Annotated in this window: 22 protein-coding genes; 4 read left to right on the forward strand and 18 right to left on the reverse strand. The window is 71.5% G+C overall.

Annotation, left to right across the window (positions count from 1 at the left end; all coding sequences use genetic code 11):
- Positions 1–11: 11 nt before the first annotated feature.
- The 3 genes from CF8_RS13745 to CF8_RS13755 form a co-directional block, all read right to left on the reverse strand.
- A complete protein-coding gene (locus CF8_RS13745) occupies positions 12–1,346 on the reverse strand; it encodes an ammonium transporter (RefSeq protein WP_010833715.1) in 1,335 nt (444 codons plus the stop codon).
- Between the two features lie 121 nt (positions 1,347–1,467).
- On the reverse strand, positions 1,468–1,806 hold the full coding sequence (locus tag CF8_RS13750) for a P-II family nitrogen regulator (protein WP_010833716.1): 339 nt from the start codon (positions 1,804–1,806) through the stop codon (positions 1,468–1,470).
- Positions 1,803–3,125 carry an ammonium transporter gene (locus tag CF8_RS13755; protein WP_010833717.1) on the reverse strand — a complete coding sequence of 441 codons (1,323 nt, stop codon included), beginning with the start codon at positions 3,123–3,125 and terminating at the stop codon, positions 1,803–1,805. The genes CF8_RS13750 and CF8_RS13755 overlap by 4 nt, the downstream gene beginning before the upstream one ends.
- A 210-nt stretch (positions 3,126–3,335) precedes the next feature.
- Here CF8_RS13755 and CF8_RS21075 point away from each other — a divergent pair, with 210 nt between their 5' ends.
- From CF8_RS21075 to CF8_RS21085, 4 genes are all read left to right on the forward strand, one after another.
- Positions 3,336–4,370: a glycosyltransferase family 2 protein gene (locus CF8_RS21075; RefSeq protein WP_010833718.1), complete on the forward strand. Its 1,035-nt coding sequence runs from the start codon at positions 3,336–3,338 to the stop codon at positions 4,368–4,370.
- A complete protein-coding gene (locus CF8_RS13765) occupies positions 4,367–5,206 on the forward strand; it encodes a hypothetical protein (RefSeq protein ID WP_010833719.1) in 840 nt (279 codons plus the stop codon). Before CF8_RS21075 ends, CF8_RS13765 begins: the two co-directional genes overlap by 4 nt.
- A gap of 61 nt (positions 5,207–5,267) precedes the next feature.
- Positions 5,268–7,412: a glycosyltransferase family protein gene (locus CF8_RS21080; protein WP_010833720.1), complete on the forward strand. Its 2,145-nt coding sequence runs from the start codon at positions 5,268–5,270 to the stop codon at positions 7,410–7,412.
- Positions 7,413–7,416: 4 nt separating this feature from the next.
- On the forward strand, positions 7,417–10,347 hold the full coding sequence (locus CF8_RS21085; RefSeq protein ID WP_010833721.1) for a glycosyltransferase: 2,931 nt from the start codon (positions 7,417–7,419) through the stop codon (positions 10,345–10,347).
- Positions 10,348–10,402: 55 nt separating this feature from the next.
- Here the strand turns inward: CF8_RS21085 and ftsY are convergent, their stop codons facing one another.
- The 15 genes from ftsY to CF8_RS13850 all read right to left on the reverse strand — a co-directional run.
- A complete protein-coding gene (ftsY, locus tag CF8_RS13780; protein WP_010833722.1) occupies positions 10,403–11,533 on the reverse strand; it encodes a signal recognition particle-docking protein FtsY in 1,131 nt (376 codons plus the stop codon).
- A gap of 45 nt (positions 11,534–11,578) precedes the next feature.
- Positions 11,579–11,758: a hypothetical protein gene (locus tag CF8_RS13785; protein ID WP_036491045.1), complete on the reverse strand. Its 180-nt coding sequence runs from the start codon at positions 11,756–11,758 to the stop codon at positions 11,579–11,581.
- 170 nt (positions 11,759–11,928) lie between these two features.
- Positions 11,929–12,372 carry an acyl-CoA thioesterase gene (locus CF8_RS13790; RefSeq protein ID WP_010833723.1) on the reverse strand — a complete coding sequence of 148 codons (444 nt, stop codon included), beginning with the start codon at positions 12,370–12,372 and terminating at the stop codon, positions 11,929–11,931.
- Positions 12,369–15,926: a chromosome segregation protein SMC gene (smc, locus tag CF8_RS13795; protein ID WP_010833724.1), complete on the reverse strand. Its 3,558-nt coding sequence runs from the start codon at positions 15,924–15,926 to the stop codon at positions 12,369–12,371. Before smc ends, CF8_RS13790 begins: the two co-directional genes overlap by 4 nt.
- Positions 15,927–16,024: 98 nt before the next feature.
- Positions 16,025–17,293: an MFS transporter gene (locus tag CF8_RS13800; RefSeq protein WP_010833725.1), complete on the reverse strand. Its 1,269-nt coding sequence runs from the start codon at positions 17,291–17,293 to the stop codon at positions 16,025–16,027.
- A 51-nt stretch (positions 17,294–17,344) separates the two neighbouring features.
- Positions 17,345–18,886, reverse strand: coding sequence for a hypothetical protein (locus CF8_RS13805; RefSeq protein WP_010833726.1), 1,542 nt, complete (start codon positions 18,884–18,886; stop codon positions 17,345–17,347).
- A 47-nt stretch (positions 18,887–18,933) separates the two neighbouring features.
- Complete coding sequence (locus CF8_RS13810) at positions 18,934–19,125, reverse strand: hypothetical protein (RefSeq protein ID WP_036491047.1); 192 nt, start codon at positions 19,123–19,125, stop codon at positions 18,934–18,936.
- 106 nt (positions 19,126–19,231) lie between these two features.
- On the reverse strand, positions 19,232–20,122 hold the full coding sequence (gene mutM / locus CF8_RS13815) for a bifunctional DNA-formamidopyrimidine glycosylase/DNA-(apurinic or apyrimidinic site) lyase (RefSeq protein ID WP_010833727.1): 891 nt from the start codon (positions 20,120–20,122) through the stop codon (positions 19,232–19,234).
- Positions 20,123–20,124: 2 nt separating this feature from the next.
- On the reverse strand, positions 20,125–20,919 hold the full coding sequence (rnc, locus tag CF8_RS13820) for a ribonuclease III (protein WP_010833728.1): 795 nt from the start codon (positions 20,917–20,919) through the stop codon (positions 20,125–20,127).
- On the reverse strand, positions 20,861–21,046 hold the full coding sequence (gene rpmF / locus CF8_RS13825; protein ID WP_036491049.1) for a 50S ribosomal protein L32: 186 nt from the start codon (positions 21,044–21,046) through the stop codon (positions 20,861–20,863). The genes rnc and rpmF overlap by 59 nt, the downstream gene beginning before the upstream one ends.
- A gap of 58 nt (positions 21,047–21,104) precedes the next feature.
- A complete protein-coding gene (locus CF8_RS13830) occupies positions 21,105–21,677 on the reverse strand; it encodes a YceD family protein (protein ID WP_036491050.1) in 573 nt (190 codons plus the stop codon).
- 83 nt (positions 21,678–21,760) lie between these two features.
- Entirely contained in the window at positions 21,761–22,273 is a 513-nt protein-coding gene (gene coaD / locus CF8_RS13835) for a pantetheine-phosphate adenylyltransferase (protein ID WP_036491053.1), read from the reverse strand.
- A gap of 5 nt (positions 22,274–22,278) precedes the next feature.
- Positions 22,279–22,866, reverse strand: a complete 588-nt coding sequence (gene rsmD / locus CF8_RS13840) for a 16S rRNA (guanine(966)-N(2))-methyltransferase RsmD (protein ID WP_010833731.1) — start codon at positions 22,864–22,866, stop codon at positions 22,279–22,281.
- Complete coding sequence (locus CF8_RS13845; RefSeq protein WP_010833732.1) at positions 22,863–25,070, reverse strand: ATP-dependent DNA helicase RecG; 2,208 nt, start codon at positions 25,068–25,070, stop codon at positions 22,863–22,865. Before CF8_RS13845 ends, rsmD begins: the two co-directional genes overlap by 4 nt.
- On the reverse strand, positions 25,071–26,268 hold a 1,198-nt coding region (locus CF8_RS13850; protein WP_051204222.1), incomplete at its 5' end, for a DAK2 domain-containing protein.

A 26,268-nucleotide genomic window follows, 5' to 3' on the forward strand; every position in this document is an offset into this window, starting at 1 on the left:
AGTGACGAGCTTCATGGCCGGTCCCTCTGTTCGTTGTCGTCGTGACGGGTCAGGTTGTCCAGGAACGAGGAGCCCGAACGGCTTCCCGCGGTGGCGTGCAGGTCGTAGGCCGTCTCGGCGTGGATGATCAGGTCGATGCCGCTGATCTCGTGCTCCTCGTGGATCCGGAAGCCCATGACCTTGTCGACCACGAGACCGATGATGCCGGACACGACGAACGCGTAGACCAGGACGGCCCCACCGCCGACGAGCTGCTTGCCGAGCTGGTCCGCGCCTCCGCCGTACAACAGGCCGTCGACGCCGGTCGGTGCGGCCGCGGACGCGAGCAGGCCGATCCCGAAGGTGCCGACCAGGCCGCCGACGAGGTGCACGCCGACGACGTCGAGCGAGTCGTCGTAGCGCCAGCGGTACTTGAGGCCGACCGCAAGGGCGCAGACGACACCGGCGACGAGGCCCATCACGATGGCGCCGATCGGGGTGACCGATCCGCACGACGGCGTGATCGCGACCAGGCCGGCGACCAGGCCGGAAGCCGCACCCAGGGACGTCGCGTGCCCGTCGCGGACGCGCTCCAGCGCGAGCCAGCCGAGGGCACCGGCCGCGCCGGCGACCAGGGTCGTGGTGAAGACGATCGCGGCGGACTGGTTGGCGGCGAGCGCGGAGCCGGCGTTGAAGCCGAACCAGCCGACCCACAGCAGGCCGGCGCCGAGCATGACCAGCGTCAGGTTGTGGGGGCGCATCGGGTCCTTGCCGAAGCCGAGGCGGGGGCCGAGGACGAGGGCCAGCGCGAGGGCGGAGGCGCCGGAGCAGATCTCGACGGCCATGCCGCCCGCGAAGTCGATGGCACCGAGCCGGTTGGCGATCCAGCCGCCGGTGTGGTCACCGGCGGAGAAGTCGAAGACCCAGTGCGCGACGGGCGCGTAGACCAGCAGGGTCCACACGGTCACGAACACCATCCAGGCACCGAAGCGGGCCCGGTCGGCGATCGCTCCGGAGACGAGAGCACCGGTGATGACGCAGAACAGTCCCTGGAAGACCGCGAACAGGATGTGCGGGACGGTGCCGGTGTTGCTGTCCTCGGACATCAGGGAGGAGAGGCCGGCGTACTGCCGCGGGTCGCCGACCAGGCCGCCGCCGAGGTCGTCGCCGAACGCGAGCGAGTAGCCGACGAGCACCCACACGACCGTGATGACGGCGAGCGAGCCGAACGTCATCATCATCATGTTCAGCACGCCCTTCGAGCGGACCATGCCGCCGTAGAACAGGGCCAGGCCGGGGGCCATCAGCAGGACCAGGGCCGCGGAGACCAGGAGCCAGGCGGTGTCACCGGAGTCGAGGGAAGTCATGGGACGTCACCTTCCGTGCCTCGCGTTTCACACACCGACACTCTGTGTTTCAGACAGGTAAATGAACGCGGCCCGCTGCCCCACCGGACCATCCCGGCGGGGCAACGGGTCACGCGCTCGATCAGATCGCTGCTTCGTCCTTGTCCCCCGTGCGGACGCGGACCACGGTCTCGACCGGGCTGACCCAGACCTTGCCGTCGCCGATCCGTCCCGTCTGGGCGGTCTTGACGACGATGCCGACGACGTCCTCGGCGTCGGCGTCGTCCACGACGATCTCGAGGCGGATCTTGGGCACCAGGGCGATGTCGTACTCCGCACCGCGGTAGACCTCGGTGTGCCCCTTCTGCCGGCCGTAGCCGCTGACCTCGGAGACGGTCATCCCCGTGACGCCGAAGGTCTCCAGCGCCTCGCGGACGTCCTCCCACTTGTGGGGCTTGATGACTGCGGTGACGAGCTTCATGCGTTGGCTCCTTCGGTGCTCGAGGTGCTGGAGGTGCTCGCGGCCAGGACGCTCTTGCCGCCGCCGCTGCTGCCGCTGTGCAGGTCGTAGGCGGACTCGCCGTGCTCGGCGAGGTCGATGCCGTTGACCTCGTCCTCCTCGTCGAGGCGCAGCCCGATCGTGTACTTGATGGCCAGGCCGATGATCGTGGTCAGCACGCCCGAGTAGACGACCGCGACCAGGACACCCAGGGACTGGTCACCCAGCGAGCCGAACCCGCCGCCGTACAGGAGGCCGTCGATGCCGCCGGCACCCTCGGAGGTGGAGAACAGGCCGATCAGGACCGTGCCGACGATGCCGCCGACCAGGTGCACGCCGACCACGTCGAGCGAGTCGTCGTAGCCGAGCTTGTACTTCAGGCTGACGGCCCAGGCGCACAGGCCACCGGCGATGAAGCCGATCGCCACCGCGCCCTCGATGTCGACGGCGCCGGCCGCCGGGGTGATGGCGACGAGACCCGCCACGATGCCGGACGCGGCACCGAGCGAGGTGGCCTTGCCGTGCAGCAGCCGCTCGATCAGCAGCCAGCCGAGGATCGCGGCGAAGGTGGCCAGCGTGGTGTTGGCGAAGGTGCGACCCGTCTCGGAGTAGAACTGCGCGAGGAACGCGGTCGGGTCCTCGTCGAAGGTCGTGCCGAAGACGATCGAGCCGACGTTGAAGCCGTACCAGCCGAGCCACAGCATGCCCGCGCCGAGCATGGTCAGCGTCAGGTTGTGCGGGCGCATCTGCTCCTTGGGCCAGCCGATCCGCTTGCCGAGCAGCAGCACCAGGACCAGCGCCGCGACACCGGCGTTGATGTGGACCGCCGTACCGCCGGCGTAGTCCTGGGCGCCGATGCGGCCGCAGATGAGCGAGTCATCGGTGCAGCTGAAGACCATGTGCGCCATCGGGAAGTAGACGATGACGGCCCACAGGGGCAGGAAGACCACCCAGGCCGAGAACTTCAGCCGGTCCGCGACGGCGCCGCTGATCAGCGCGGCGGTGATGATCGCGAAGGTCATCTGGAACATCACGTAGATGTAGTTGTCGGTCGTGACGCCGCCGAGCCAGAACAGCTCGAAGGGGTTGGCGAAGAACGTGCCCTCGCCCCCGAAGCCCATCGACCAGCCGACCGCGACGTACAGGATGCCGACGATGGCTGCCGCGATGAACGACATCATGATCATGTTGAGCACGGACTTCGATCGCGACATGCCGCCGTAGAAGAGTGCCAGGGCAGGCACGGTCATCATCAGCACAAAGGCAGTCGCGATCAGCATGAACGCGTAGTAGCCGTCCACAGAACCTCCAGGGAACGTTCGGGGGTGGGCCACGCCTGCACGACGACGGTGTCGTGCACGGGTCCACCTGATACGAGAACCCTGACCGCGCGACGTTTCACCGCTCGCCGCTTCATGTTGCGTTCGGGCAACAGATTTCGTCGTGGTGTTACGTCCGCATGAACGACGCCGCCCGGGCGCACAGCGGCCGCTCATCGATACACTCCCCGCATGACCGGAAGCAGCGCCGATCGCACGGCGCGCACCGGCGTCGTACTCGTCAATCACGACAGCGCCGAGGACACCGTCGGCTGCATCGCGTCCCTCGAGGCCTCGCACGACCTCGACATGGACGTCGTCGTGGTGGACAACTCGGACTCCGCGCAGTCACTGGCGACCCTGCGTGCGCTCGTGGGCGACCGTGCAGTCGTGCTGTCGAGCGGCGGCAACATCGGCTATGCCGGCGGCTCCAACGTCGGCATCCGGCACTGCCTGGAGCGCGGCAACGAGTTCGTCTGGCTGCTCAACCCCGACACCCGGATCGAGCCCGAGACGCTGCCGCGCCTGCTGGAGCTGCTCGCCGACGTGCCCGACTGCGGAGTGGTCGGGCCCCGGATCGTGCAACCGGCCGCGCCCGGCGCCCCCGAGACGGTCTGGTTCGACGGGGGCATCGTCGACGAGGCCAAGGCGGGCGAGACACGACACCTGCACCAGGGCCGCGAGCTGGCCAAGGTCAGCGCCCCCGTCGCGCGCGACGTCGACTACGTCACCGGGGCGTCGCTCCTCACCCGCCGGACCGTGCTGGAGACGGTCGGGCTGCTGCCCGAGGACTACTTCCTCTACTTCGAGGAGACCCACTGGTGTCGCGACGTCCGCCGCGCCGGCTGGCGGGTCATGGTCGAGCAGCGGGCGCGCATGGTGCACCACCAGCGCTCGAGCGGGGCGCTGCCGTCGCCGTACCACCTCTACTACATGACGCGGAACCGCTACCTGTTCGTCGAGCGCGCGCTCGGCGGCGACGGCGAGGCCGCGCTGGGCCAGCTCGAGGGCAAGTGGCTCAAGAACTGGCGCCGCAAGGTCGCCGCCGCGGCACCCGAGTGGCTCGACGAGTTCGACTCGTTGGTCGAGCTCGCGGCCACCGACGCGCGCGCCGGACGAGACGGGCGCAATGATGCTGTCTCACACGTGCCGTGGCCGGCCGATGTGGAGCGCGGCGAGGAGCTCGCCGTCGCGACCGACAAGGGGACCGAGGTGAGCGAGCGATGACGACCAAGGGCCGCGACGACGTCGCTACCGTCATCGAGCGGACGCTCGCCGGTGGCCCGCGAGTCCTGCACATCGCGCTGGACGCCTCGACGGTGCCGGTCCGGCTCGCGCAGGAGCACGACCGGGAGGTCGAGTGCCTGCGCTGGCCCGCCGAGCCGGACGAGCAGTGGGGGCCCGACGTGGGCCGTCGCGACGCCGTGGACGACTGGGCACAGCCCTTCCTGGTCGCGCCCGTCGACGTCGTGGTCGTCGAGGACGTCCTCGACGAGAGCCGTGACGCCGACCAGTTCTTCCGCACCCTCGGCACCGGCGCCCTGGTGCCGGGCGCGCTCGTCGTCGTCTCCGGTGTCCGCGACCTCAGCGGGCCGATCGCCTCGGCCGGGTTCGTGCTCGAGTCAGACGCCGCGGTGGCGCTCGACGAGCGCCGCCACATCACGGTCGCGCGCTTCCCCTCGTTCACCACCGCCCGGCCGCAGTCCCCCGACGCCGACGAGGCGAGCGCCGCCGAGGTCCGCCGGCTCGCCCACGAGCTCGAGCGCACCCGTGAGCTGCTCGCCCGGGAGCGCGCCACCATCGCCCGGGAGATGCAGTCCGGCAAGGACGAGCTGCTCTCGATGGACCGCCAGATCAACGACCTCCAGGAGCGCCTGCAACGGCTGCGCCACAAGAACGTCCTGCTCCGCGCCCGCGTCGCCCAGGTCTCGCGCGAGCGCGACCTCGCCCAGGACCAGGTCGCCTCGCTCGAGCAGGACCTCTTCCTGGCCCGCGACTCCCGCGCCGTACGCGCCGTGGCCACCGTGGTCGAGCGGGCACGTCGCCGCAAGGACGGCGCATGAGCACCCCACGACGTTCTTCTCCCCCGCTTCGCTCCTCCGAACAACGCCACGGGGACCCTGCATGAGCCCCGGCTCGACCTCCCCCCACGACGCGGAGGAGCTCTCCTCCGTCGACCGGCGGCGAGCGGCCTACCGCCAGCTCATCGACGGCGAGCTCGCGACCGGCGACAGCGAGCGCGTGCTGTTCTTCGTGCACTCCGTCGACCTGCGCCACGCCACCCCCGACCTGATCGCGGCCGCGGGGCTCGGGCTCGCGCTGGCCGACCGTGGCTACGGCGTGCGGCTCGTCCCCCGCCACAGGTGGCACCTCGGCGGTGCCGCCGACATCTGGATCGCGACCACCCCCGATGCCGATCCCTCCCAGGCCCCGGCCGGCGCCTGGCGGATGGCGTGGGCGCACAGCGACGTCGAGGCCTGGGCCGAGCTCGACCACCTGATGGCCTACGACCAGGTCCTGGTCGGCTCCGAGGTGGGCCGCAGCCTGCTGTCGACGACCTCCGCCGGCCGACTCGACGTGCTGCGCAACGCCGCCGACATCGAGCTCTTCGCGCCTCGCGAGCCCGACACCGAAGCGCGCGACGGCGTCGCCAGCCTGGGCGTGTACGTCGAACGCGGCCGTGCGATCCAGCCGCTGATCAACGACGTGCGGTTCACCGTGCCCCTGACCGTCTATGCCGAGCCGCAGCGCAACATGCGCTCCAGCCTCCTCGGCCGGCTCGAGGAGCCCATCGCCTGGCTGCGCGCCCCCGAGGTGCTGACCCGCTCCGCCCTGACGGTGATCGAGCTGCCCCGCACAGCAGTCGGCGATGCCACGATGCCGGCCCACTTCTTCGAGAGCATCGCGTGCGGCTCGCTGCCGATCGTCAACTCCAGGCTGGGCGCCACCGAGGCGGGGCTCGAGGTCCCGACCTACACCACCTCGGATGGACTGGGCGACCTGATCACGTCCCTGCTGGCCGACCCCGAGGAGATCTGCTCCCTCGTCGCTGACCTGCGCGAGCGCGTCGTGCGCGAGCACACGTGGGACCTGCGGGCTCGGGAGCTCGAGGACTGTGTGGCCACTGGTCGCCGCGACCAGTCGACGCCGCCACCGCAGCGGGCACTGCACTACTTCCCGGACTACAACCGCGCCAACCCCTACCAGGGGATGCTCTTCGCCGGGCTCGGCTCCGTCGATGCCTATCCGAAGGCCGTCAGCGACGTGATCGAGCACCTCGAGAACCGCTCGGTCGCGTCGGTCCCGGGCATCCTCAACATCCACTGGACGACGCCGATCCTGCAGTACGCCACCGGCCCCTTCCGGGCTGCCATTGAGCTCGACCGCTTCAGCGCCGCCTTGCACAAGTTCCGCACCGCCGGCGGTCGACTGGTGTGGACGCTGCACAACGTCCTGCCGCACGAGGCGCGCCACGTCTGGGCCGAGACCCAGCTGGCGCAGCTCCTGGCCGACCGGGCCGACGCGATCCACGCACTGTCCGAGATCACCGCGCGCCAGGCCTCCGAGGTGCTCCGCCTCGACCCGCGCCGCGTCGTGGTCATCGAGCACTCGAGCTACGTCGGGCAATATCCCGACTGGATCAGCCGTGACGCGGCCCGCGCCCAGCTCGGGCTGTCCGCGCAGGACAAGGTGCTGGTCGCCCTCGGCGGCATCCGCCCCTACAAGGGCCTGGGGCGACTGCTCGACGTCTTCCACGAGCTCGCCGAGGAGGATGCCAGCCTCCACCTGCTGGTGGCCGGCAAGCCCGCCGCCAACGAGGAGACGGCCGGCCTGCAGCGACGCTGCGAGCAGTCCTCACGGGTGCTCTCGGAGTTCTCGCACGTGCCCGACGACCAGCTGCAGGTGTGGTTCGGCGCCGCCGACCTCGCGGTGCTGCCCTACTCCCGCATCCTCAACTCCGGCGTCTTCTGGCTCGCGCAGACCTTCGGCCTGCCGATCGTCGGCCCGCGCACCGGTGCGCTGCTCGACCTCGCCGACGAGCCACACGTACGCCTGTTCAACCCGCGCGACGACCGCTCCCTGAAGGAGACCCTGCGCTCGACGATCAGCGAGCTCGTCGACGACCCCGAGCGGGCGAGGGCTGCGCACGCGTCCTCGCTCAACGCCGCCCGGTCCCGCCCGCCGCAGCGGATGGCGAAGGACTTCGCCACGTTCATCGAGCCGATGCTGACCGGTCAGGACCGAGCCTCTCGTCGGGCCGCGGGGTGATCGCGTGATCGAACCCCTCATGAGCTCGGCGGCCCGGCACTCCGCCCGTGACCTGGTCGCGTCGGGGCTGCTCGACCTCGACTGGATCGGCGCCCAGCTCGGCACCCAGCCGACCACGGCCGAGGACGCCGCCCGCGCCGTCATCAACACCCCCGACATCTCCCCGCACCCGCTCTTCGAGGCGACCTGGCTGCCGGGCAAGGGCGTGTGGCAGGCCGGTGACCTGCCGCCGTCGCTCTGGTACGTCACCGAGGGCCCGCGGCGCAACCGGCTGGCCCCGCACCCGCTCATCAACACGGAGCGGATCCTCGAGGAGAACCCCGCTGCCCGCGACCACGAGTTCGGTCCGCTGGCCTGGTGGTCCGACCACGCGACGCGCGAGACACCGATGCCGGTCCGTCGCGGCTACCCGCACCTGCAGTGGGGCGAGTTCCGCGACAACGCGCTGCGCGCCGCCCGCGAGTGGCAGGTGCTGTCCTACCTCGACGCCAACCCCGGCGCGCACCAGCACTCCCCCGACACCGCCGGCCCGGTCGTCACCGTCCTGATGAGCGCCCAGGACGTCGGCCCGCTCCTCGAGCCGACGATCGCGGCCCTCCAGGACCAGACCCTCGACCAGTGGGAGCTGCTCGTCCTCGACCGCGGCTCCATCGACGCCACCAGCAGCGTGGCGACCGAGGCCGCCACCCGCGATCCCCGGGTCCGGGTCGTTCTCGGCTCCCGCACCCAGCTCGGTCGCACCCTCAACCGCGGCATCCAGCGCGCCCGCGGCGAGTTCCTCGCCTTCCTCGAGCCCGGTCACCTCTGGCATCCCGAGTTCCTGGCGCGCGGCGTCGGTGTGCTCCGCGCCGGCGACCGCTCCGCCGTCCATGCGTTCGCCGGCCCCGACACCCGGCTGTCGGGCGAGCTCGTCACGCCGTCCCAGTTCGACCTGGGGACGACGTTGGTACGCCGTACGACCCTCGAGGAGGTCGGGACCTTCGACGAGGGCGAGTCGGAGGAGACTGTCACGACCTTCGTCGAGCGGCTCCGCTCGTCGCAGATCGTCGGCTGGGCCAACCCGCTCGTCCTCGTGCGTGGCGTCACCGCGGACGCTCCCGCCACCGTCAACTGGGAGGCCGCCCAGGCCACTGCGCGCGTCGCGGGGCGCACCAGCATCGTGCTGCCGATGGGCCACGGCTCCCGTGGCACCGTCGACTGGCTGCTCGCCGGGCAGCCGGACGTCGAGGTCGTCGTGGTCGCGACCCGGGACCGCCGCGGACCACACCTCCTGACCTCGGCGCTCGCCGGCCTCCTGCCAGCGGTCACCAGCATCTCGGTGCCGGCCGGCACCCGGATCTCGGCGGCGACCAACATCGGGATCGCACACACCACCGGTGATCGCGTCGTCCTCCTCCGCCCGGAGGCCCAGCCCGCGCCCGAGCTCCTGGCGCGCCTCGCCGAGACCGTCGCCGATCCCGACGTCGCCGTGGCCCAGCCACTGGTGCTCGACCGTCGGGGACTGATCATCTCCGCCGGCGCCGGGTTCCCGAAGAACGACGGCCGCCTCGGGCTCCTGTTCGCCGGTCACCCGTCCTCCGACGCCCGCCGGCTGGGCGAGACCGAGATCCCGGCGCCCGCCGCCCCCATGGTGGCGCTGCGCGCCGATGCCCTGCTGTCGCTGCACGGGCTCGACACCACGTTCCCCGACGTCCTGGCCGAGACCGACCTGGGGCTCCGCGCAGCCGCCACGGGCGTCGGGCGCAGCGTGCTGGTGCCCGACGTGAGCGTCACCTCGCGCACGGCCTACGCCGAGCCCGCCGACCTCAAGATGGCGATGGCTGCGCTGCGCTCGCGCCGGCACACGATCCCCGAGGACCACACCGGCGCACTCTGGCTCTCCACCGGGTTCGAGGTCACCGGGATCCGCACCCAGCGCGTGTCCGCCGACCCCGACGACCCCGACTCCGACTCCGTCCTGCTGCAGCAGCAGGTCGTCCGCCACGTGCGCGGCATCGACGAGCACCCGCCGCGCCTGCGCTGGACGATCGACACCGCGGCGCCGGCCGGACCGCGCGGCGAACGCTGGGGCGACACCCACTTCGCCCGCTCGCTCGGGGCTGCCCTCGAGCGCAGCGGTCAGGACGTCTCGGTCGACTCCCGGGACGCCCGGCACCGGTCCTCGCGCGAGCACGACGACGTCGTGCTGGTGCTGCGTGGTCTCGACCTGGTCGAGCCGCACCCGACCGCGCTCAACATGCAGTGGATCATCAGCCACCCCGACCTGGTCTCACTGACCGAGCTCAAGTCCTTCGACCTCGTCTACGCCGCCAGCCTCAGCTGGCCCGCACAGGTGCGCCGCGAGTGGGGCCTCCCGGTGGAGCCCCTGCTGCAGTGCACCGACCCGCGCTTCTTCAACCCCGACCGGGGCGTCCCGGACACCGGCCCGGCCGTGCTGTTCGTCGGCAACTCGCGCGGCGTCTTCCGCCAGGCGGTCCGCACCGCCCTGTCCGCCGAGGCCGACCTGACCGTGCACGGCGCCGACTGGGACGAGTTCCTCGACCCCGCGACGGTCGCGTCGTCCGGCGTGCCCAACGACGAGGTCGGGGCGCTGTATGCCTCCGCCGGTGTGGTCCTCAACGACCACCACGTCGACATGCGCCGCGACAGCTTCCTGTCCAACCGGCTCTTCGACGCGGCTGCCTGTGGTGCCCGGATCGCCACCGACCCGGTCGCGGGCCTGCGGGAGACGTTCGGCGACCTGGTCCAGCCCTTCCACGACGAGAGCGACCTGGCGCGGCTGATCACGCCGCCGTACTCCGCCTTCCCCGACACCGAGACCCGCCGCGCGCAGGCGCTGCGGATCATCGCGGGGCACACCTTCGACCAGCGCGCCGAGCGGCTGGTCAAGGACGCGGTCACCGCACTGCGCGATCGCGAGCGCTCCCGGCGCTGAGGCGGTTCAGCCGCCGCCACGGAGTGATCCGGGGCCGGAGAGTCGCTGAGGTTGTTCAGCCGCCGAGGAGTGCGTCGACGAACGCGCCAGCGTCGAACGGCGCGAGGTCGTCGGCGCCCTCGCCGAGACCGACGAGCTTGACCGGGACGCCGAGCTCGCGCTGCACCGCGACGACGATGCCGCCCTTGGCCGACCCGTCGAGCTTGGTGAGCACGATGCCGGTCACGTCGACGATCTCGCTGAAGACGCGAGCCTGGATCATGCCGTTCTGGCCGGTGGTGGCGTCGAGGACGAGCAGCACCTCGGTCACGGGCGCCTGCTTCTCGATGACCCGCTTGACCTTGCCGAGCTCGTCCATGAGGCCGGCCTTGTTCTGCAGGCGTCCGGCCGTGTCGACGATGACGGTGTCCACGCCCTGCTCGACGCCCTGCTTGACGGCCTCGAAGGCGACGCTGGCGGGGTCGGAGCCCTCGGGGCCGCGGACGACGTCGACGCCGACCCGCTCGCCCCACGTGGCGAGCTGCTCGACGGCCGCGGCACGGAACGTGTCGGCCGCGCCGAGGGTTACCGTGAGGTCCTCCGAAACGAGGATGCGGGCGAGCTTGCCGACGGTGGTGGTCTTGCCGGCCCCGTTGACGCCGACGACCAGCACGACGCCGGGCTGGCCGTCCGCACCGCTCACCTGCAGGCGACGGTCCATGGTCGGGTCGACGAGCTCGAGCAGCTCCTCGCGGAGCACGGCGCGGGCGTCGACGACCTGGCCGCCCTCGACGCGCAGACGGGTCCGCAGGCGCTCGACCAGCTGGGTGGTGGGAGCGACGCCGATGTCGGCGGTCAGCAGGGTGTCCTCGATCGACTCCCAGGTGTCCTCGTCGAGGCGGTCGCGGCTCAGCAGGGCGAGCAGGCCGCGGCCCAGAGTGCCCTGGGAGCCCGCGAGGCGCTGGCGCAGCCGGACGAGGCGTGAGGCCGTGCTCTCCGGCTTCTCGAGCGCCGGCCGCTCGGGTGCCGGGACCTCGGTCGGTGTCTCGACGTCCGCCTCGGTGGGCGGGGGTGCGATGACGTCGGTGCCGGCGCGCGGCACCGAGGGAGCCTTGCCGCGGCGGCCGGTCAGCAGGCCGACGAGCATCAGCACGCCGACGACGGCGATGCCGATGATCAGATAGAGCCAGTCACCCAGGAAGTCCATGGGCGCAATCCAATCACGCTGCCCACGACGGGGCTCAGGCGAGGATCAGGCGCGGATGTCCTCGTGGTCGCCGATGGTCGGCAGCGAGTCGACGCCCTTGCGCATCGCGTCCCCGAGCTGCGGGACGACGGGCAGCTGCTGCCCCCGGTGCGGGTAGGCGACGTACAGGACGACCGCCGCCGAGACGACGAGGACGAGCAGCATCATGAGGACGAACGCCAGCATGTGGTTCAACTCCCGAGGTGTTGTGCACGTGCCTACACCGTGGCACAAGGGCCGCGCGGAGCGCGATTCAAGACCCCCCTCTGCGGTGTGTCGCCCACCACATCGGTCGTGCCCGGCGGTGCGTGACCCACCTTGTCGTACGGCGACCTGTGGCTCACCCGCCGCGGTGCTCAGCGCAGCAACGGCTCCACGGCCGCGCGGATCACGTCGGGCATCGCCACGACCGGGCGGTTGCCGGCGCCGTGCTCGTTGTCGACGTAGACGTGCACGAACCGGCCCTCGGCGGCCGCCTCGTCGGAGTCGCCCTGGAACAGCCCGATGCGGTAGACGATCGAGGAGTTGCCGACCTTGTCGACGACCATCCCCATCTCGATCGGGTCGGGGAAGCCGATCTCGCGGAAGTAGCGGCACGACGTCTCGGCCACGACCCCGATCTGCGGCAGCGCCCGGACGTCGACCCCGGTCGCCTCGTAGAGGTGGGCGTTGACGGCCGTGTCGAAGAGCTCGTAGTAGGTCGCGTTGTTGAGGTGGCCGTAGGCGTCGTCGTCGCGCCAGCGCGTCGTCGCGGTGCGCCACGCGACGTAGTCGGCGCGGGTGGGGCGAGGGGCGCTCATGCCGACTCCGCCCGCTCGAGGCGCTGGGAGATGACGGTGGTGACGCCGTCGCCGCGCATCGTGACGCCGTAGAGCGCGTCGCCGACCTCCATCGTGCGCTTCTGGTGGGTGATGACCAGCAGCTGGGAGTTCTCGCGCAGCTCCTCGTAGATCTCCAGCAGCCGTCCGAGGTTGGTGTCGTCGAGCGCCGCCTCGACCTCGTCGAGGATGTAGAACGGCGAGGGGCGGGCCTTGAACAGCGCGACCAGGAACGCCACCGCGACCAGCGAGCGCTCGCCACCGGAGAGCAGCGAGAGCCGCTTGACCTTCTTGCCGGCCGGTCGGGCCTCGACCTCGATGCCGGTGTTGAGCATGTCGTCGGGGTCGGTGAGCACCAGCCGGCCCTCGCCACCCGGGAAGAGGCGGGCGAAGGTCGAGTCGAAGGCCTTCTCGACGTCGGCATAGGCCTCGGTGAACACCTGCTGCACGCGGTCGTCGACCTCACGCACGATGTCGAGGAGGTCCTTGCGGGTGCGCTTGAGGTCCTCGAGCTGCTCGGTGAGGAACTTGTGCCGCTCCTCCATCGCGGAGAACTCCTCGAGCGCGAGCGGGTTGACCCGGCCGAGCTGCGCCAGCGCACGCTCGGCGGTCTTGAGCCGCTTCTGCTGCTCCTCGCGGACGAACGGCACCGGCTCGGGCGGGGTCTCGTCCTCGGCGACCCCGAAGAACGGCACCAGGGTCGTCGGGCCGTAGTCGTTGATCAGGCCGTCGGCGTCCAGGCCGAGCTCCTCGAGCGCGCGCTCCTCGAGCTGCTCGATCCGCATCTTCTGCTGGGTGCGCGCCATCTCGTCGCGGTGCACGGAGTTGACGAGCTCGTCGTGCTCGCGGCCCAGGTCGCGCAGGGTTCCACGCACCGTCAGCAGCTGCTGCTCGCGCTCCTGGCGCGACTCCTCGACCGCTGCCCGCGCGTCGGCCGCCAGCATCACGCTGCGCTCCAGGCGCTGGAGCACCACCGTCACCCCCGCATTGACCGCATCGGCAGCAGCGCCCTCGCGGATCAGCCGCTCGCGACGCTCGGCGGCCTTGGCCCGCGAGTCACGCTCGGCCCGGGCAGCGCGCAGCAGCGAGTCGGCGCGACCGTTGAGCGCCCGGGCCCGCTCCTCGGTCGTGCGCAGCGACAACCGGGCGTCCATCTCGCCCTGACGGGCAGCCTTGGCCACCTCGACGAGGCGTTCGCGCTCGGTGACGTCCGGCTCCTCGTCGGGCGACTCCTCGGCGGTGGCGAGTCGCAGCTCGAGGTCGGCGAGACCGGCGCTGTCGCTCTCCCGAGCCGTCTCGGCCGAGGCGATCGCGCGCTCGAGCCGCTCGGCCTCGCCGCGTGCGGATCGCGCCTGCGAGCCGTACTGCCCCAGCTCCTCGGCCACGGCGGCGAGCGTCGCGTCCGACTCGTGCAGCTTGGCGAGCGCGACGTCGGCGCGCTTGAGCGCGTCGTGCCGCTCCGCCTCGAGGCGGGAGATCTCGAAGCCGAGGCGCTCGGTCGAGGCCGTCGCCTCCTGGAGCTGACCGACCGCCTCGTCGACCGCGGCCTGGATCTCGAGCAGGCTCGGCTGGCTCGACGAACCACCGGCCGCGAAGTGCGCCCCGATCAGGTCACCCTCCCGGGTCACCGCGGTCAGGTCGGGCAGGTCGGCGACGAGGGCGCGCGCGGCGGCCAGGTCGTCGACGACGGCGATCTTGAACAGCAGCCGGGCGACGGCGGCCCGGAGCTCGCTCGGGGCCTCCACCGCGTCGAGGGCGTACGTCGCGTGCGGGGGCAGGGCAGGCCAGGCCGCCTCGTCCACGGGGCCGCCGCTGAGCAGCATCCCCGCCCGACCGAGGTCGTCGCCCTTGAGGTGCGCGATCGCCTCGAGCGCCGCATCGGCGCCGGTGACGACGACGGCGTCGGCGGCGCTGCCGAGGGCGGCCGCCACGGCCGCCTCATAGCCCGACCGCACGCTCAGCAGGGCTGCCACCGAGCCCACCAGCCCGGAGACGGAGTCGGAGTCGGTGGCTGCGAGCAGGGCGCCGGCGCCGTCCTTGCGGTTGAGCCCGATCTCGAGGGCGTCGCGACGGGCGACGAGCCCGGCCCGGTCGCGATCGGCCTGCTGGGCCTCCTCGCGGGCCTTGGCCAGGCGTTCGTCGATGTCGTCGAGGGCGGCGACGGCCGCCTCGTGCTCGGCGTCCAGGCCCTCCTCACCGGCGTCGAGGCCGGCGACCTTCGTCTCGAGCGCGGTGAAGTCCTTGGTGGCCCGCTCGGCGCGGGCGAGCGCCTCCTCGCGGGCGGCGGAGAGCCGGCCGATCTCGTCGGCGGCCGCGGCGGCGCGCGACTTCAGCGCGTTGACCTGGCCGTGCAGCCGGGCGAGGCCCTCGCGCCGGTCGGCGGCGGCTCGCACCAGCCCGGCGATGCGGCGCTCCTCTGCTGCCGCGGCCTCCTCCGCCGTACGCCGATCGGCGACCGCAGTCTCGAGAGCGGTGCGGTGCTCCTCGACCTGCGTGCCGATGGCCGTCTCCTGCTCACGGACCCGCGCGGCCTGGGCCTCGAGCTCGTCGGGGTCGCGACCGGAGTCGACCGTGTCCATGTCGGCGGCACCAGCGGCGTTGCGCAGGCGTTCAGCCGCCAGCGACTGGGTGCCGCGCAGGCGTTCGCGCAGGCCGGAGAGGGCGAACCAGGTCTCCTGGGCCTTGGCCAGCTGGGGCAGGTCGGTGCGGAGCGCGGCCTCGAGGGTCGCTTCCTGCTCGCGTGCCTGCGCCAGCGCCGCCTCGACCTCGGCGCGGCGCTCGACGAGGATCGTCTCGTCGGCCATCTCCTGCTCGAGCGCGTGCCGCGCGGTGACCAGGTCATCGGCCACCAGCCGCGCCCGGGCGTCTCGCACGTCCGCCTGCACGGACGCGGCCCGGCGGGCGACCTCGGCCTGGCGTCCGAGCGGCTTGAGCTGGCGCCGGATCTCGACGAGCAGATCGTTGAGCCGGTCGAGGTTGGCCTGCGTGGAGTCGAGCTTGCGGAGCGCCTTCTCCTTGCGCTTGCGGTGCTTGAGGACGCCAGCAGCCTCCTCGATGAAGCCGCGGCGGTCCTCGGGGGTCGCGTGCAGGATCGTGTCGAGCTGGCCCTGGCCGACGATGACGTGCATCTCGCGGCCGATGCCGGAGTCGCTCAGGAGCTCCTGCACGTCGAGCAGCCGGCAGCTGTTGCCGTTGATGGCGTACTCAGAGCCGCCGTTGCGGAACATCGTGCGCGAGATCGTGACCTCGGCGTACTCGATCGGCAGCGCACCGTCACTGTTGTCGATGGTCAGCTGGACCTCGGCGCGCCCGAGCGGCGGGCGACCGGAGGTGCCGGCGAAGATGACGTCCTCCATCTTGCCGCCGCGCAGCGACTTGGCGCCCTGCTCGCCCATGACCCAGGCCAGCGCGTCCACGACGTTGGACTTGCCGGAGCCGTTGGGCCCGACGATGCAGGTGATCCCGGGCTCGAGCTGGAGCGTCGTGGCGGACGCAAAGGACTTGAAGCCCTTCAGCGTGAGGCTCTTGAGATACAACGTGCAGCTCCCCTGCAATTTCGTCAGTCGCGGTGAGTACGGCGTCTGTGTAATACGGGTGGGGCATCCTTGCAGACGCCGGGGGAAGCACGTCCACCCTAACGGCCCGGACGGGACTCCTCGGGGAGGTGCGCGCCGCCCGTCTCGTCGGCGTGGGCGATCTTGGCCAGCTCGCGCCAGACCAGCGCCAGCGTCAGCCCGGACCCCACGAACGCGAACCACCACGGCGCGGTCACGCCCCACTGCTGCGCGATCAGGCCGCCGAGCAGCGAGCCGATCAGCATGCCGCCCATCACGCACAGCATGTAGACCGAGCCGACGCGCCCCTGGAACTCCGTGGGCACCGCACGCTGGCGCACCGCGTTGGACAGGGTGCCCCAGACGAAGGCGTAGGCGCCGAAGAAGAACATCAGCGGGTAGGCGGCGTACGGCGACGTCGTGAACGCCATCGCCAGGTGGAAGACCACCTCGCACAGCAGCACGGCGCGCATCAGCGTCGCGAGCGGCACCCGCTTCTCGATCCGTCCGTAGGCGAACGTGCCGAGCAGCCCGCCGAGCGCTGAGGCCGTGGTCAGCAGGCCGAAGCCCGCCTCGCCGATCCCCACCCGCTCGAGCGTCCAGAGCACCAGCACCGACCACGGGGCCGCCCACGTGATGTTGAAGGCGACGATCACGAGCGCCAGCGTGCGCACCGGGCCGTTGCCCGCCAACCAGCGCACGCCCTCGACGATGTCCTGGCGGACGTGGGTGTCGACGTGCGCGCGCACGGCGCCCTTGGGCGTGGCGATCTGCGAGACCAGCACGACGCCGAGCCCGACGCAGATCGTCTGGATGAGGAAGGGCCAGACCATCCCGGCCGCGAACAGCAGCGCGCCGAGCGCGGGGCCGATCAGCTGGTTGGCCGTGAGGAAGCCGAACTGGATGCGGGCGTTGGCGATGCCGAGGTCGCGCTTGTCCACCAGCATCGGCATCAGGGTGCTCGTGGTCGTGTCCGCGAACACCTCGGCGACCCCGACCAGGAACATCGCCGCCAGCACCAGCCAGATGTTGACCTGCCCGCTGTAGATCACGGCGCACAGCCCGACCAGGACGATCGTCCGGGCGCCGTCCATCGCCATCACCACGACGCGTCGGTCGAGCCGGTCGGCGAGCGCGCCGGCGACGAGGCCGAACAGCAGCCACGGCAGCTGGCGCGCGATCGCCGCGGCCGCCACCAGCACCGGGTCGTGGGTCTGCGAGGCGACCAGCAGCGGCCCCGCGGCCATCATCAGCCCGTCGCCGATGTTGGTGGTCCACGACGACGCGACGAGCCAGCGGAAGCTCACGCCGAGCCGCGAGGGAAACACGGTCTCGACGATTGGGCTCACAAGTCCGGGAGCCTAACCGCGCTCCCGGACCGGGCCCTACGGGTTTTCGCCTCAGTCGCGGTGCAGGATGCGGCGGCGCCGTACGACGACCAGCAGGGCGCCGAGGCCACCCAGCACCCCGACGGGCACCGCGTCGACGAGCCTGAGGTCGGCGCCCGAGCCGCCCGGCAGCAGGACCGGGTCGGGCACCGCACCGACGGCGTCACCGTCGACGTCCACGGCCAGCACGTCGAGGCCACGCACGAGGTCGACGGAGTAGGCCAGGTTGGTCTTCTTGCCGGTGGCGACGCCGCGCGAGTTGTAGACCGGGACCCAGTAGCTGTCCCAGACCTCGGAGGCACCGAACCAGGCGAAGCCGTGGCTGCTGGGCGCGAGCGGGTCGGACACGTCGATGATCTGGGTGCCACCGCCGTAGTAGCCCACCGACACGAGCCCGGACTGGTGGTAGTCGAACCAGTGGGCCGAGCAGAACGCCCCGACCGGCAGCGGGTACGTCGCCAGGTCGGCCAGCTCCACCTTGGCGAGCGGCACGATGGACCCGTCGGAGCCGTCCATCCGCTTGACGTGCCAGGTCTGGAACGACCCGGCGGTCGCGCAGTTCGTGTCCTCGTAGTCCTCCTCGGTGACGAGCAGGATGTTGCCGTTGGCCAGCGAGGGGGCCGCGTCGGGGCGGAAGGCTCCGGCGTTGGGGTGGAAGGAGTTGTGGTGGATGAAGTTGTTGTAGCCGTTGGTCATGCCGCCACGCGACGAGTCCCCGGCCGCCCCCGTGTTGGCGATCTCCACGGGGCGCACGGGGTTGGAGACGTCGAAGACGTAGGACCCGCCCGCACCCGTGTGGACGCCGCGACCGGCGCCGTCGAAGTTCCACTTGTGCCCGCCCCAGCCGACCGCGTCGGAGCGGAACGGCTGCACTCCCCCGGCGACCGGGTCGCTGTCGACCTCGACGGGCCGGTCGAGGTCGCTGAGGTCGAAGATCGAGAAGCTCCCCTGGCCGGGCACCTGGCTGTCGTCGCCGGCGGAGTAGACGTAGCGGCAGTCGGTGTCGACGACGCAGGTGACCGTGTGGGTGCTGGTGGTCGAGGGGACCCGCGAGCGGATCCTCGGCGCCGTGGGGTCGGTGACGTCGACGACGATCAGCTCGTAGTCGCCGCGCGCCGGGTCGTTGACGTGCTCGATGTCGCCGGGTGAGGCCTGGTAGAGGTCGACGCCGATGAGGGCGAACCGCTGGGTCACTCCACCGACCTTGCGCTCGCCGCAGTTCATCGCCTCGTTCTCGAACTGCAGGCTCGGCAGCGTGCCGACCCGCTGCGGATCGAGCGGGTTGCTGATGTCGTGCACGACCACCGAGTCGAGGCCGGACATGACGAACAGGGGCGCCGTCTTCATGAAGCAGCCCGAGATCCCGGCCGAACCGGGGTTGCTGTCGACGAGGCTGACGCTCGGGCTCATGACGACCGGGGCACTGAGGCCGGCGTCGTAGCTGCCCTGCTTCTGCTCCAGCCGATCACGATCGCCGTGGGCGAGGGCAGGGGCACTCACGCCGACGGTGGCGGCGAGGGTGAGGGCCGCGACCGCGGCGGGGAGGGTGCGCATGGCACCTCAACGACGCAGGCGCGTCGGGGGTCACGACCTGTTGGTGATCAGGCGGGGAGCATCTCCGGCGCGAGGACGCCAGCTGTCTGCTGGGCGAGCAGCTGGTCGTTCTCTGCCTGGAGACGAAGGATCATCGTCTCCAGGTCGGTGACGCGGGTGCGGAGCCGACGGTTCTCGGTGGTGAGTGCCTCGGTGGTCCGCAGGTCGCTGTTCATGTAGCCGATCAGCGCCTTGGCCATGGATGGGGGCCTTTCGCGAGTTGGGGGGTGGCCGCGATTCGGACCACCTACAACAGTCCCACCGCAAGGGCTTTCGGTCAATCTGGGGACAGGACAATCGCGCGGGTCAGGGACGTGGGCGACGCGCCCGCGGAGCCTTCTGGCACTGCGGGCAGAAGAACGACGACCTGTTCATGAAGGCCGCTCGCTTCATCGGGGTCCCGCACCGGTCGCAGGGCTCCCCCTCGCGGCCGTAGGCGTGCAGCGACCGGTCGAAGTAGCCGGACTCGCCGTTGACGTTGACGTAGAGCGCGTCGAAGGACGTGCCGCCCTGCCCGAGCGCGTCGCGCATGACCTCGCTCGCCTGGTCGAGCACGTCGCGAGCCTGCGCCAGCGTGAGCCGGTCACCGGGACGGTCGTAGTGGAGCCGCGCTCGCCACAGCGCCTCGTCGGCATAGATGTTGCCGATGCCCGAGACGAGGTTCTGGTCGAGCAGCTGGCGCTTGATCCCGACCGTACGGCGACGCATCCGCCGGACCACGTCGTCGCGGTCGAACTCCGGGTCGAGCGGGTCGCGGCCGATGTGCGCGATCTCCGTCGGCAGCTCCGCACCCCCGTCGGAGATGAGCAGGCCGCCGAACATGCGCTGGTCGACGAACCGCATCTCGATCTCCGCTGGTTGAGCAGGTCGCCCCGCGACCGTGTCGAAACCAAGGAGAAACCGCACCCGCAGGTGCTTCTCGTCGCCAGCGCCGGGCTGCTGGAGCAGCATCTGCCCGCTCATGCCGAGGTGGCCCAGGACGGCGTCGCCGGAGCTGAGGGCCAGCCAGAAGTACTTCCCGCGGCGGCGTACGGCCTCGACGCGGTGGCCGATCAGGTCGGCGACGAAACCGTCGGAGCCGCGGGGGTCACGACGCAGCGGACGCGGGTGCAGGACCTCGACGCCGGTGATGGTCGCGCCGGTGACATGACGGGCCAGCCCCGCGCGGACGACCTCGACCTCTGGGAGCTCGGGCACGGTCAGGCTTGGTGGCCTGCGTCGCCGACCGGCTGCGGGTGAGCCTCGGAGAGCTCGAGGTAGGCGGTCTCGGCCGCACCCTGCTCGGCCTGCTTCTTCGAGCGGCCGGTGCCGTGGCCGTAGAGCTGGTCACCGACGCGGACGCGGGCGACGAAGGTCTTCATGTGGTCGGGGCCGTCGTCCTCGATCACGTATTCCGGCACGCCGAGCGTCAGGGCCGCGGACAGCTCCTGCAGGGAGGTCTTCCAGTCCAGTCCGGCCCCCATGGAGGCGGCGGCGGTCATCACGTCGTCGAAGAGCAGGTGCACGACGTCGGCGGAGGCGTCGATGCCGCCGCTCATGTGGATCGCACCGATCAGGGCCTCGACGGTGTCGGAGAGGATCGAGGCCTTCTCGCGGCCGCCGGTCGACTCCTCGCCGCGGCCGAGCTTGATGTGCTTGCCGAGGTCGATCCGGCGAGCCACGTCGGCCAACGCACGAGCGTTGACCACGGCGGCCCGGAGCTTGGCCAGCCGCCCCTCGGAGAGGTCGGGGTGGCTGGTGTAGAGCGTCTCGGTGACCACGACGCCGAGCACCGAGTCGCCGAGGAACTCGAGGCGCTCGTTGGTCGGCAGCCCACCGTTCTCGTAGGCGAACGAACGGTGGGTCAGCGCGCGCTCGAGGAGCTCGGGATCCAGGACTGGATTCCCGAGCGCCTCACGCAGCTCCTGGGTGCTCAGCGGAGTTGCTTGAACTCGCTCAGAGGACCTGGCGACGGGCGGCGCGGGCGCCGTACTGGCCGCAGGCGCCGCAGGCACGGTGCGGCAGGTGCTTCTCGGCACAGGCCGGGTTGGCGCAGGTCACGAGGCTCGGCGCGACGGCCTTCCACTGCGACCGGCGGTGGCGCGTGTTGCTTCGCGACATCTTCCGCTTCGGAACAGCCATGGTTCTCTCCTTGTGTTGCCGACCGAGTCGCCTCGGGCGTAAGTGTCAGTCTGGGGATTCAGTCTGTGGTGGTGCTGGGGTCCTGCAGTGTCTCAAGCCCTTGGAGTCCGGCCCACCTCGGGTCGATCGGCTCCTCGTGCCCGTGCTCGGGATCGTCGGCCAGTCGGGCGCCACACTCGACGCACAAACCGGGACAGTCCTCTTCGCACAGCGGCTGGAACGGAAGTGCAAGCACCACCGCGTCCCGCAGCAGTGGCTCGAGGTCGAGCAGGTCGTCCTCGAGCCGGCTGGTCTCGTCCTCAAGGTCCGTGTCGGACGCGTCGTGCCGGACGTCGTCGTACACGAACAGCTCCTGGAGCCGGACGGAGATCTCGTCCTCGATCGGCGCCAGGCACCGTGCGCATTCGCCGTCCAGCTCTGCCGTAGCGGAGCCGGAGACCAGCACGCCCTCCATGACCGCCTCCAGCCGCAGGTCGAGTTCGACCGGCGAGCCTTCGGGGACACGCAAGACTTCGATGCCAAGTTCTGTCGGCGCCGGGACGGTGCGAACAATTTCCAGCTGGGACCCCGGGCGGCGGCCGAGCTCGCGTGTGTCGAGCACGAGCGGCGCTCTCGGGTCCAGGCTGGTCATCACTTCACTCCAAACCGGACACTGAACAGAACCACGGAATCGTAGCCGTCCGGCGGGTGAACGGGCAAAACGGAGGTCAGTCGCTACTGGCTCTCGCGCTCGGCCAGCCGCTTGAGCAGCAGCTCGCGCACGAACTCGGGCACCAGACCGGTCACGTCGCCGCCGAAGGTGGCCACTTCCTTGACCAGGCTGCTGGCCAGGAACGACCACTCGGGGCTGGTCGGCACGAACACGGTCTCGACCGGCGCGAGGCTGGAGTTCATCTGCGCCATCTGCAGCTCGTAGTCGAAGTCGCTGACCGCGCGCAGGCCCTTCACGATCGCATCGATCTGGTGTTCCTGGCAGAAGTCGGTGAGCAGACCGGTGAAGCCGTCCACGCGCACGTTGTCCCAGCCCGCGCAGGCCTGGGCGAGCATGTCGATGCGCTCCTCGGCCGAGAACAGCCGGTTCTTGGACTTGTTGACGCCGACAGCGACGACGACCTCGTCGAAGAGCTTGGCCGAGCGCTCGATGATGTCGAGGTGGCCGTTGGTCACCGGGTCGAACGAACCGGGACAGACGGCCCTGTGGAGCCGGCCGGGGGTGCGTCCGGGCATCTGGGTCACTCCTGAGCATCGGTGGAGGCAGCGGGGGCGGCGTGACCGTACCAAAGCATCGTCTCGCCGTACTTCTTCGACCGCTCCCCCGCGAGACCCTCCGGCCATGCCAGGTCGGGCCCACGCACCGACCGCTCCACGACCACCAGGGCCCCCGGCACCAGCCAGTCGCCGGCCACGAGGTCGGCGAGGGCGGCGGTCACGTCGGCGTCGGAGAGCGGGTAGGGCGGGTCCAGGAAGGCGATGTCGTAGGGCGCCGAGGGCGGCTTGCGCAGCGCGCTGACCACCGAGGTCGCGGTGACGTTGGCCCGCGCGGCGCCCAGGGTCTCGGCGTTGCGTGCGATCAGGGCCGCCGTCTTGCGGTCCTGCTCGACGAGCGTGACCACGCCCGCTCCCCGCGACCAGGCCTCGAGGCCGACTGCACCCGAGCCGGCGTAGAGGTCGAGGAACCGCAGGCCGTCGAGCGAGCCGCACCACGCCTCGATGGCGGAGAACAGGGCCTCGCGCACGCGGTCGCTGGTCGGGCGGGTGGCGACACCGCGCGGTGTGACCAGGCGCCGTCCGCCGGCCGCTCCCCCGATGATCCGCGTCATGACTTGTCCACGAACTCGGACTGCTGGGAGGTCTCGACCGCTGCCACGGCTGCCGCCAGCACGGGGTACGGCGCCAGGTCGGCGTCCTCCGCCAGCAGCTCGTCGGCCGCCTCACGAGCCCGGATGATCGTCTTCTCGTCGCGCAGCACGCGCAGCGTGACCAGGCTCGAGCGGAAGCCCGACTGGCTGGCCCCGAGCACGTCGCCCTCGCGGCGCTGCTCGAGGTCGACCTTGCTCAGCTCGAAGCCGTCGGTCGTCGACGCGACGGCGTCGAGCCGCTCGCGGGCCGGGGTGTCGGCCTCGGCGCGGGTCACCAGCAGGCACAGGCCCGGCAGCCCGCCTCGACCGACGCGCCCGCGGAGCTGGTGGAGCTGGCTGACGCCGAACCGGTCGGCGTCGAGGAGCACCATCGTGGTGGCGTTGTGGACGTCCACACCGACCTCGATGACCGTGGTGGAGATCAGCACGTCGATCTGCCCGGCCGCGAAGGCGCGCATGGTGCGGTCCTTCTCGTCGGGCGGCAGCTTGCCGTGCAGGATGGCGGTGCGCAGGCCCTGCAGCGCTCCCCCGGCGAGCTCCTCGTGGAGGTCCTCCACGGCGGCGAGCGGCACCTTCTTCGTCGTGACCTCGCCGTCCTCGTCGACGTCGAGCTGGTCGCTCTCGCCCTCCTCGAGGGTGTCGCCGCTGATGCGGGGGCACACGACGTAGACCTGGTGGCCCTTGGCGACCTCCTCGCGCACCCGCTCCCAGACGCGACCGATCCACGACGGCTGGTCGACGAGCGGCACGACGTTGGTCTGGATCGGGGCGCGACCGGCGGGCAGCTCGGTCAGCACCGACGTCTCGAGGTCGCCGAAGACGGTCATCGCGACGGTGCGCGGGATCGGGGTCGCGGTCATCACCAGGACGTGGGGCGGCGACCCGGCCTTGTCGGTCAGCGCAGCCCGTTGCTTCACCCCGAAGCGGTGCTGCTCGTCGACCACGACCAGGCCGAGGTCGGCGAAGGCGACGGTGTCCTCCAGCAGCGCGTGGGTGCCGATCACGAGGCCGGCCTCCCCGCTCGCCATCAGGTCGAGCGCCTGGTCCTTGGCGGCCTTCGACATCGACCCGGTGAGCAGGGCGACCGAGGTGCCGTCGGCGGCGCCGCCGAGCATGCCGCCCTGCGCGAGGTCGCCGAGCATCGCGGAGATCGAGCGGTGGTGCTGCTGGGCGAGCACCTCGGTGGGGGCGAGCAGGACGGCCTGACCGCCGGAGTCCACGACCCGGAGCATCGCGCGCAGGGCGACCAGCGTCTTGCCGGAGCCCACCTCGCCCTGCAGCAGCCGGTTCATCGGGTGCGGCTCGGCGAGCTCGGCCTCGAGGACCGCGCCGATCTCGCGCTGACCGCCGGTGAGCTCGAAGGGCAGCCGGGCGTCGAAGGCCGCGAGCAGGCCGCCGCCCCCGAGCCGTGCCTGGGCCCCCAGGGCCCGCTGGGCGGCACGCCGGCGCGCCAGCACGAGCTGCAGCACCAGCGCCTCCTCGAAGCGGAAGCGACGCTGGGCGGCCCCGGCCTGGGCGTAGTCGTCGGGACCGTGCACCAGCCGGAGGGCGGTCATCACGTCGAGCACGTCGTAGCGCTCGCGCAGCTCACGCGTCAGCATGTCGGGCACGTCGGTGACCAGGTCGAGCGCGACCCGGATCACCTTGATCAGGTCCCACACGTAGAGCTTGTTGGTGAGCGGGTAGACCGGCAGCAGCTTGCTGAGCGTCTCGTCCTCGCCCTCACCGTCGCCGAACATCAGCTGGTGGGGCTGCTCGAGCTGCCAGCTGCCGTTGAAGATCTTCGCCTTGCCGGTGAAGAGCCCCCGGCTGCCGGGCGCCATCTCCTCGGCGTAGGAGTTGGCCTGCCCCGCATAGGGGCTGAAGAACGACAGCGAGAACGACGGCCCGTTGGTGCGGATGCGGACCTCGGTGCGGAACTGCGTCTTGCGGCCGCGCTGGAACGGCCGCACGGCACTGCTGGTGACCTCGCCGACGACCGACAGCAGCTGCCCGACTTCGGGGGTGCCGACCTCGGACAGCTCGGTGGTCTCGACGTAGCGACGGGGGAAGTGCCGCAGCAGCTCCCCCACCGTCGTGATGCCGAGACCCTCCTCGACGAGCTTGCGCTTGGGTGAGCGTCCGAAGACGCTGGCCACCGGCGACTCAGGCGTGATCGAGACCATTCACTCCACGCTCACCAGCAGGGGATAACGCTCCTGGCCGCCGTCGTGCACGGTGACGTCGATGGTCGGGTGCGTGGTCTCGACGTACGCCGCAGTGCTGGCGGCGAGGTCCTCGCCCCCGGCGCCCGAGACGATCGTGACGAGCTCGCCACCACCGCCCAGCAGCCGCTCGACGACACCGACGGCCACGGCGTGGGCGTCCTGGCCGACGATCACGAAATCGCCGGCGATGACACCGAGGACGTCGCCGGGCTCGCACGGCCCCGCCATCGTCATCGCCTGCTTGGCCGCGACGGTGACGGCCCCGTGACGGGCGTGGCGGGCGGTCGCGGTCATCTCCCGGACGTCCTGGTCGAAGGTGCGACCGGGCTCGTGCACGGCGATCGCCGCGAGGCCCTGCACCTGGGCCTGCGAGGCGATCACCTCGACCCGGACCTCGCCGCTCTCCTCGGCGGTGCGCGCCGCGATCTCGGCGACCCGGATCGAGTCGGCGTCGTTGGGCAGGACGACCACCTCAGCGGCGCCGCACGCGACGATCGCCTCGAGGATCTGTCCGGTCGAGGGGCGACGGCCGGGACCGCCCGGCACGACGACCGCGCCCGCCTCCTCGAACAGCGCTGCCAGGCCGGGCCCGGCTGCCACGACCACGACCTTGCGGCCGCTGCGGGTGGTCGGCCGACGGCTCTCGCGGTTCTCGGCGACCTGCTCGGCGAAGTGGGTGACCCGGACGCGGTAGGGCCGGCCGGCCTCGATGCCGGCCTCGATCGCGGCACCCACGTCGTCGACGTGGACGTGGACGTTCCAGAGGCGCTCGCTGCCGACGACGACGAGGCTGTCGCCGAGGCCGGCCAGGGCCTTCTTCAGCACCGGGATCGCGCTGTCCTCGGCATCGAGGAGATACATCACCTCGTAGGAGGGGCCGTCAGGCGACAGATCGGCACCGGCGGCCGCGGGCAGCCGCACCGGGATGCGGTGGACACCGGCCGGAGCCGGCGGTGGCCGCCGGCCGGTGGTCACCGTCTCGGCAGCGTCCAGCACGACGCACAGGCCGCGACCGCCCGCGTCGACGACACCGGCATCGGCCAGGACCTTGAGCTGGCTGGGCGTGCGGGCCAGCGCCTCGCGGCCCGCACCGGCCGCCGCCGTGAAGACGTCGCGGGCGCGGGCACCGGGCTCGGCGGCGCGCGTCACGGCAGCG

The sequence above is a fragment of the Nocardioides sp. CF8 genome, assembly GCF_000389985.1.
GTDB classification, from domain to species: Bacteria; Actinomycetota; Actinomycetes; order Propionibacteriales; family Nocardioidaceae; genus Nocardioides; species Nocardioides allogilvus.

Bases quoted from the DNA above. Each gene is read 5' to 3' on its own strand.
- CF8_RS13745 (WP_010833715.1), bottom strand. From the start codon at position 1,346: ATGACTTCCCTCGACTCCGGTGACACCGCCTGGCTCCTGGTCTCCGCG.
- CF8_RS13750 (WP_010833716.1), bottom strand. From the start codon at position 1,806: ATGAAGCTCGTCACCGCAGTCATCAAGCCCCACAAGTGGGAGGACGTC.
- CF8_RS21075 (WP_010833718.1), top strand. From the start codon at position 3,336: ATGACCGGAAGCAGCGCCGATCGCACGGCGCGCACCGGCGTCGTACTC.
- CF8_RS13765 (WP_010833719.1), top strand. From the start codon at position 4,367: ATGACGACCAAGGGCCGCGACGACGTCGCTACCGTCATCGAGCGGACG.
- CF8_RS21080 (WP_010833720.1), top strand. From the start codon at position 5,268: ATGAGCCCCGGCTCGACCTCCCCCCACGACGCGGAGGAGCTCTCCTCC.
- ftsY (WP_010833722.1), bottom strand. From the start codon at position 11,533: ATGGACTTCCTGGGTGACTGGCTCTATCTGATCATCGGCATCGCCGTC.
- CF8_RS13785 (WP_036491045.1), bottom strand. From the start codon at position 11,758: ATGCTGGCGTTCGTCCTCATGATGCTGCTCGTCCTCGTCGTCTCGGCG.
- CF8_RS13790 (WP_010833723.1), bottom strand. From the start codon at position 12,372: ATGAGCGCCCCTCGCCCCACCCGCGCCGACTACGTCGCGTGGCGCACC.
- CF8_RS13805 (WP_010833726.1), bottom strand. From the start codon at position 18,886: ATGCGCACCCTCCCCGCCGCGGTCGCGGCCCTCACCCTCGCCGCCACC.
- CF8_RS13810 (WP_036491047.1), bottom strand. From the start codon at position 19,125: ATGGCCAAGGCGCTGATCGGCTACATGAACAGCGACCTGCGGACCACC.
- rpmF (WP_036491049.1), bottom strand. From the start codon at position 21,046: ATGGCTGTTCCGAAGCGGAAGATGTCGCGAAGCAACACGCGCCACCGC.
- CF8_RS13830 (WP_036491050.1), bottom strand. From the start codon at position 21,677: ATGACCAGCCTGGACCCGAGAGCGCCGCTCGTGCTCGACACACGCGAG.
- coaD (WP_036491053.1), bottom strand. From the start codon at position 22,273: ATGCCCGGACGCACCCCCGGCCGGCTCCACAGGGCCGTCTGTCCCGGT.
- rsmD (WP_010833731.1), bottom strand. From the start codon at position 22,866: ATGACGCGGATCATCGGGGGAGCGGCCGGCGGACGGCGCCTGGTCACA.
- CF8_RS13845 (WP_010833732.1), bottom strand. From the start codon at position 25,070: ATGGTCTCGATCACGCCTGAGTCGCCGGTGGCCAGCGTCTTCGGACGC.